The sequence below is a fragment of the Pseudomonas capeferrum genome (assembly GCF_013523055.1).
Lineage (GTDB): Bacteria > Pseudomonadota > Gammaproteobacteria > Pseudomonadales > Pseudomonadaceae > Aquipseudomonas > Aquipseudomonas capeferrum_A.
Map to the genome: position 1 here is coordinate 1 of NZ_JAAMQM010000045.1, position 5,965 is coordinate 5,965.

General features: G+C 63.9%; 6 protein-coding genes. 2 read left to right on the top strand and 4 right to left on the bottom strand.

From position 1 onward, the window contains the following. On the top strand, window positions 1-923 hold a 923-nt coding region (locus G7009_RS27170; RefSeq protein WP_181133361.1), incomplete at its 5' end, for an acyl-CoA dehydrogenase family protein. Window positions 924-1,122: 199 nt separating this feature from the next. Here the strand turns inward: G7009_RS27170 and G7009_RS27175 are convergent. From G7009_RS27175 to G7009_RS27190, 4 genes are all read right to left on the bottom strand, one after another. After that, a complete protein-coding gene (locus G7009_RS27175; RefSeq protein WP_181133362.1) occupies window positions 1,123-1,578 on the bottom strand; it encodes an REP-associated tyrosine transposase in 456 nt (151 codons plus the stop codon). A gap of 667 nt (window positions 1,579-2,245) precedes the next feature. Beyond that, window positions 2,246-2,875, bottom strand: a complete 630-nt coding sequence (locus G7009_RS27180; protein ID WP_181133363.1) for a nuclear transport factor 2 family protein — start codon at window positions 2,873-2,875, stop codon at window positions 2,246-2,248. Between the two features lie 5 nt (window positions 2,876-2,880). After that, window positions 2,881-3,651 carry an SDR family NAD(P)-dependent oxidoreductase gene (locus G7009_RS27185; protein WP_181133364.1) on the bottom strand — a complete coding sequence of 257 codons (771 nt, stop codon included), beginning with the start codon at window positions 3,649-3,651 and terminating at the stop codon, window positions 2,881-2,883. Window positions 3,652-3,665: 14 nt separating this feature from the next. Further along, a complete protein-coding gene (locus G7009_RS27190; RefSeq protein ID WP_181133365.1) occupies window positions 3,666-4,400 on the bottom strand; it encodes an SDR family NAD(P)-dependent oxidoreductase in 735 nt (244 codons plus the stop codon). A gap of 391 nt (window positions 4,401-4,791) precedes the next feature. Between G7009_RS27190 and G7009_RS27195 the strand changes: the two genes are divergently transcribed. Continuing rightward, on the top strand, window positions 4,792-5,625 hold the full coding sequence (locus G7009_RS27195) for an alpha/beta fold hydrolase (protein WP_181133366.1): 834 nt from the start codon (window positions 4,792-4,794) through the stop codon (window positions 5,623-5,625). Window positions 5,626-5,965: the final 340 nt, after the last annotated feature.

Here is a 5,965-nt window from a genome sequence, read left to right on the forward strand (position 1 = left end):
GGCCGGGACGCATGGGCCATATCGGCGAAGGGCTGGTCGGACCGACCCTGGCCGCCTTTGGTACAGCGCTGCAGCGCCAGCGCTTGTTGCCAGGCATTCTCGGTGGGCGCGAATTCTGGTGCCAAGGTTATTCCGAGCCCAGCGCCGGTTCCGACCTGGCCAACGTGCAGACCCGAGCCCGGCTCGACGCGACCGGTAAATACTGGCTGATCAGCGGGCAGAAAGTCTGGACTTCCTTGGCCCACGAGGCCGATTGGTGTTTCGTGCTGGCGCGTACCGAGCCCGGCAGCGTTGGTCATCACGGGCTGTCCTTCCTCTTGGTGCCGATGGCGCAGACGCAGATACGCGTGCAGCCGATCCAGCAGATGACCGGCACCAGCGAGTTCAATGAGGTGTTCTTCGACCAGGCCACGACCTCGATCGACAACCTGGTAGGCAAGCCTGGCGATGGGTGGAAGATCGCCATGGCCCTGCTCGGGTTCGAGCGTGGCGTGTCGACGCTGGGCCAGCAGATGCAGTTCCAGAACGAGCTGGACGAAGTCATTCGCATCGCCCGAGCCAACGGCGCCGCCCGCGATCCATTGCTGCGCCAGCGCATCGCCCAGGCGTGGTCGGGGCTCAAGGTGCTGCGCTACAACTCGTTGCGCATGTTGTCCGGCCCGCAGGATGGCAGCCTGAATCGCGAGGCGATGATCTACAAGCTGGCCTGGTCGACCTGGCATGCCGACCTGGGCAAGCTGGCCATGGATGTACTGGGGGATGCGGCCGAGGTGCTGGAAAGTGCGCCTTATGGCTTGAGTCGCTTGCAGTCGCTGTTCCTGTTCACTCGCTCGGACACGATCTATGGCGGCAGCAACGAAATCCAACGCAACGTGATTGCCGAGCGGGCACTGGGCATGCCGCGCGAGCCGCGGCTGCGCTGAAGCGATAAAGACCTGCCCTACCCTGTGGGAGTGGGCTTGCCCACCCTGTGAAAGCAGACCTGCCCACCCTGTGAAAGCAGACCTGCGCCCCCTGTGGAGCAGGCTTGCCCACCCTGTGGAAGCAGACCTGCGCCCCCTGTGGAAGCAGACCTGCGCTCCCTGTGGGAGCGGGCTTGCCCGCGAATGTTTCAACGTCGATTCAAAGCCAGACAGCATCCCAATGCGGGTAGTGCCTTACGCTATCGACCAGCCCTGCCCGCAGTGGGTTGGCAACGATGTACCTGGCCGCCTGCCGAATATCCTCCTCCCTGCGCAAGGCATGGTCCTGATACCCGGATTGCCATACCGGGTGATGCTCGACACCAGCCTTGTGCAAGGCGTGACTGGACCGTGACTTGAACCTGCGCATCAATGTGCCAAGGGTCACGGACTTCAGCTCGATCAACCAGTGCACATGGTCAGGCATCACCACCCAGGCCAGTGACTGGCAGGCTTGCTCGTGATCTGACTGACGCAGTTGTTGTATGACCAGTCGAGCGCTGTGTAAATCGCGAAACAGTGGTCTGCGTCGGTGGGTAACGGTGGTGAGCAGATAGAGCCTGCCCGGCTCGGAAAAACGGCCGCGGCGAAGGAGATGGGATTGAGCGAGGGGCATGAGGATCATCCTTGAAAGTGGACTCCTCATGAAAATAGCGGCTGATGTGGGGCCCTGGGATGGCTGATGGTTTCTGGATATGGCAGAAGTGGGCTATGACTGCACCGGCCTCTTCGCGGGTAAACCCGCTCCCACCTGATCCCGCACAGCTCCAAGGCCCAGGATCATGCCGACCCGCACAGCCGCAAGGCCCAGGATCATGCCGACCCGCACAGCTCCAAGGCCCAGAATCATGCCGACCCGCACAGCCCCAAGCCTAGGATCATGCGGCTCTGCACAGCCCCAAGCCTAGGATCATGCGGCCCTGTACAGCTCCAAGCCTAGGAGCATGAGGTCCTGCACAGCTCCAAGCCTAGGAGCATGAGGTCCTGCACAGCTCCAAGCCTAGGAGCATGAGACCCTGCACAGCTCCAAGCCTAGAATCATGCGGCCCTGCACAGCTCCAAGCCTAGGAGCATGAGGTCCTGCACAGCTCCAAGCCTAAGAGCATGAGCTCCTGCACAGCTCCAAGCCTAAGAGCATGAGCTCCTGCACAGCTCCAAGCCTAGGAGCATGAGGTCCTGCACAGCTCCAAGCCCTGGGGCATGCGGACCCCTGTGGACCCTGTGGGAGCGGGTTTACCCGCGAAGAGGCCGGTACAGCCGGCACAAGACCCTGCAATCAACACTCAGCGCACGCGGATCCTCGGGTCCCCCGCTCCTCGCCGCAACGCAGCAAGGAACCCTTCCAGGGGCGCGGGCTCGGCGATCTCCGGCAAGGCATCCTTGTCCGGTCTTTGCGCCCAGAAGGCATCCCACGACGGGAACAGCTCGTGGAAACTGCCGGCATAAGGCTCACGCCCCGGCCAGCGCATCTTCAAGCCACCGATCGGCGGCTTGTTCAGATCCGTCGCATACCAGTAACACGGCAAGCGTCGACGGAAACACCAACGCCCATTGACCCGCTCGTAGTCATCCCAGTACAGCATCTGCATGATCACCCACTCCGGCCCGGTTTCATGCTCGTTCTTCGAGTACACGACCCCAGTGGCGTGATCCGGGTCGCTGAACTCGATGATGTGCTGACCCAGGTGATGGGACGTGCCGTGGAATTGCTTGCGCATGGTCTCGTCCAACCAGGCCTTGAGGTGCGCACGGCCATGCTTGTCCCGACCGACCCGCACGTCTTCGGCGAAGCAGTTGGCCATGGCGTCCATGTCGCGCATGTCGAGAGCCAGCGCATACTTGCCGGCCAGTTGACGGATCGCGTCGAGCGATTCCAGGCGATCGATGCGTTGCAGCAGCGAAGCGATCTCCATACCCATCAGTCCAGTACCGTGTACAGATCGGAACCGCGCCCACCGTCCACCGCCAGGCTTGCCCCGGTGACGTAGGACGCCTCGTCGCTGGCCAGGAACAGGATAGCGTTGGCCAGCTCGCGCGGCAGGCCGACACGGCGCATGGGGATGACCTTCTCGGTGTTGGTCCGGGTCTTGGCGTCGCCGAGCATGCCGGCGGTAGCCGGCGTATCGACGACGCCGGGAATGATCACGTTGCAGCGGATGTTGCGCGCGGCGCCTTCACTGGCGGCGGCGCGACTGAAGTTGATCACCGCCGCTTTCGCCGCCGAATAGCCGGCCATCGACGCGGTGCCGAACAGCCCGCAGATGGAGGCGATGTTGACGATCGAGCCCCCTTTGTCCTTCATCAACTGCATCGCCGTGCGAGTACCCCAGAACGTGCCGTCCACGGTGGTCGCGAAGTTGGCGTGCCAGTCGGCGGTGGACAGGCCGTCGATGCCGCCCCAGGTGTAGGCCATGGCGTTGTTGACCAGGATGTCCAGCCCCCCGTGGCGCCGCGCCGTGTCCTGCAGGGCGGTGACATAGGCGTTCTCGTCGCTGACATCGGCCACCGCTACCTCGGCACGCCCGCCCTCGGCGAGGATCTTTTCCCGTACCCCTTCCAGCGGTTCGGCCCGGCGCCCGCAGAGCACCACCAGGGCGCCCTCCTCGGCGAAGCGCATGGCGGTCGCTTCACCGATGCCGGAGCCGGCGCCCGTCACGAACGCGATCTTGCCTTGCAGACGTTTGCTCATCAGGTGCTCTCCTGTCAGATGAAGGCCATGCCGCCGTTGACGGCGATGTTCTGGCCGGTGATGAAGCTGGCGTCCTCACTCGCCAGGAACACCGCTACCCGGGCGATCTCGTCGGTTTCGCACATGCGCCCGAGCGGTACGTTCTTCAGCAACGCTTGCATGTAGTCCTCGGGAATCCCGGCCATCATCGGGGTATTGGTCGGACCCGGCACCAGGGTGTTCACGCGAATGCCATGAGGCGCCAGTTCGCGGGCGATCGAACGGGTAAGGCCCATGACCGCGGCTTTCGAGGTGCAGTAGTGGGCAGGGCCGTCGCCGGTCAGCGCGGCGGTGCTCGACAGGTTGATCAGCACCCCCTTGCGCTTGCGCTTGACCATCAGCCGCGCGCCCTCGCGGCAGCACAGGAAGGTCCCGCCCAGATTGACGCCGATCACCCGCGCCCAGCTGTCGTCCGAGGTTTCCAGGAATGCGTCGAGACCACCGACACCGGCGTTGTTGACCAGGATGTCCAGACCGCCGAAGTGCGCCTCGACCTCGCCCATGGCATCCGCCACGGACGCCGCATCGGCGACGTTGCAGGCCAGTGCCAGCACCGCGTCCCCCAGATCGGCCAGCCCTGCCGCCAGGGCGGCCTGATCGAGGTCGACAGCCACCACCTTCGCCCCTTCGGCAACGAAGCGGCGCACGATGGCCTGGCCCATGCCTTGCCCGGCGCCGGTGACGAAGGCCACCTTGTTCTGTAGTTTCATAGCGTTCTCCATGGTTGCGGGTTGGTCATCGCCATCATTCGCCGCCGGCCTGGGCCCAACATCGTCCGATGGGACTAGTGACCCGCACGGTGGGATCGCGTGATCAACTGCGAATGCCAGGGCTTGCCATACAAGGCCATCACGAGTCGTAGCGCCCGCTACGGCGAGCAATGACGACCAGCACGGCAAACCTTGGCGGCGAGTCGAGTGCACGATTCAGGCACACAGGCCACTGCTCGGCGTCTCTGCGTGGTCTGAATGGACGATGTGTGCGCCATCGTCGCGGCACAGGATTCAGATGCGCGCACCGGGCCGGCCTGGCTTTCCCCTTCAGGCAGCGTGTCGGCTGCCCGGTTTGCGCCCCCCGAATCCGCGCCCCTGGAGAATCAGCATGAATCAACCCGTCGACCTGCCTTTGCCCACAGGCCACTACACCACCCTGCCCAACGGGCTGCGCCTGCATTACCTGGATGAAGGCAGCGGTCCGGTGGTGCTCTGGTTGCACGGCAGCGGGCCGGGCGCCAGTGGTTTCAGCAATTTCAAGGGTAACTACCCGACGCTCGCCTCGGCCGGGTATCGCAACGTCCTGCTCGACCTGCCCGGCTTTGGCCGCTCGGACAAGCCCGAGGATGTGCGGTACGACCTGGACTTCTTCGTCGACTGCGTAGGCGCGTTTCTCGCGCAGATCGGCGTCTCGCGCTGCACGCTGCTCGGTAACTCCCTCGGCGGCGCGATTGCCCTGGGCCTGGCGCTGCGCTTCCCGCAATTGCCAGAACGCCTGGTGCTGCTGGCACCCGGCGGTGTCGAAGAGCGCGAGACCTACTTCCAGATGGCCGGGATCGTGCGCATGGTCGAGCTGTTCAACGCGGGTCCCATCGGCCTCGAGGAGATGCGCAGCATGATGCGCCTGCAGCTGTTCGATGATTCGATTCTGCCCGAGGAGCTGCTGCTGGAGCGGGTCGCGGTCGCGCAAACCCAGCCGAAGAATCTGTTCAGCACCATGATGGTGCCGAACATGCAGGCGCGGCTGGGCGAGATCGAATGCCCGATCTTCGGGTTCTGGGGCAACGACGACCACTTCAACCCGGTCGGCGGAGCGCAGCGCATCATCGATGGCGCGCGCCAGGCGCGATTCATCGTGCTCAACCGCTGTGGGCATTGGGTGCAGGTGGAGCATCGGGAGATGTTCAACCGCAGTGTCGTGGATTTTCTGCGGCACGGTTGAGTTGGGTGCTCCAAGAGCGAGCTTGTCCGAATGTCTGTCAGCTACGGAAAGCACTCCGGTTTCAAACGCCGAGATTTGTCTTTCGGCTTCTGACATCTTCGGTGAGGCCTATGGCCTCTCGCGGGGCAAGCCCGCTCACCACCGGTTGCGCGGTCGCTGAAAGAGGGGCCACCCCGGTATCAGGCGGGCTCAGGACGGCGGACTGATGGTTCTACAGCCCTTTCGACTCAACCAGGTATCAGGTGGTGAGCGGGCTTGTCCCGCGAGAGGCCATGAGCTTCAAGGAGATTTCAGAAACTGAAAGATGAGCCTCAGCATTGATACGGAACCCGCCCTGCCG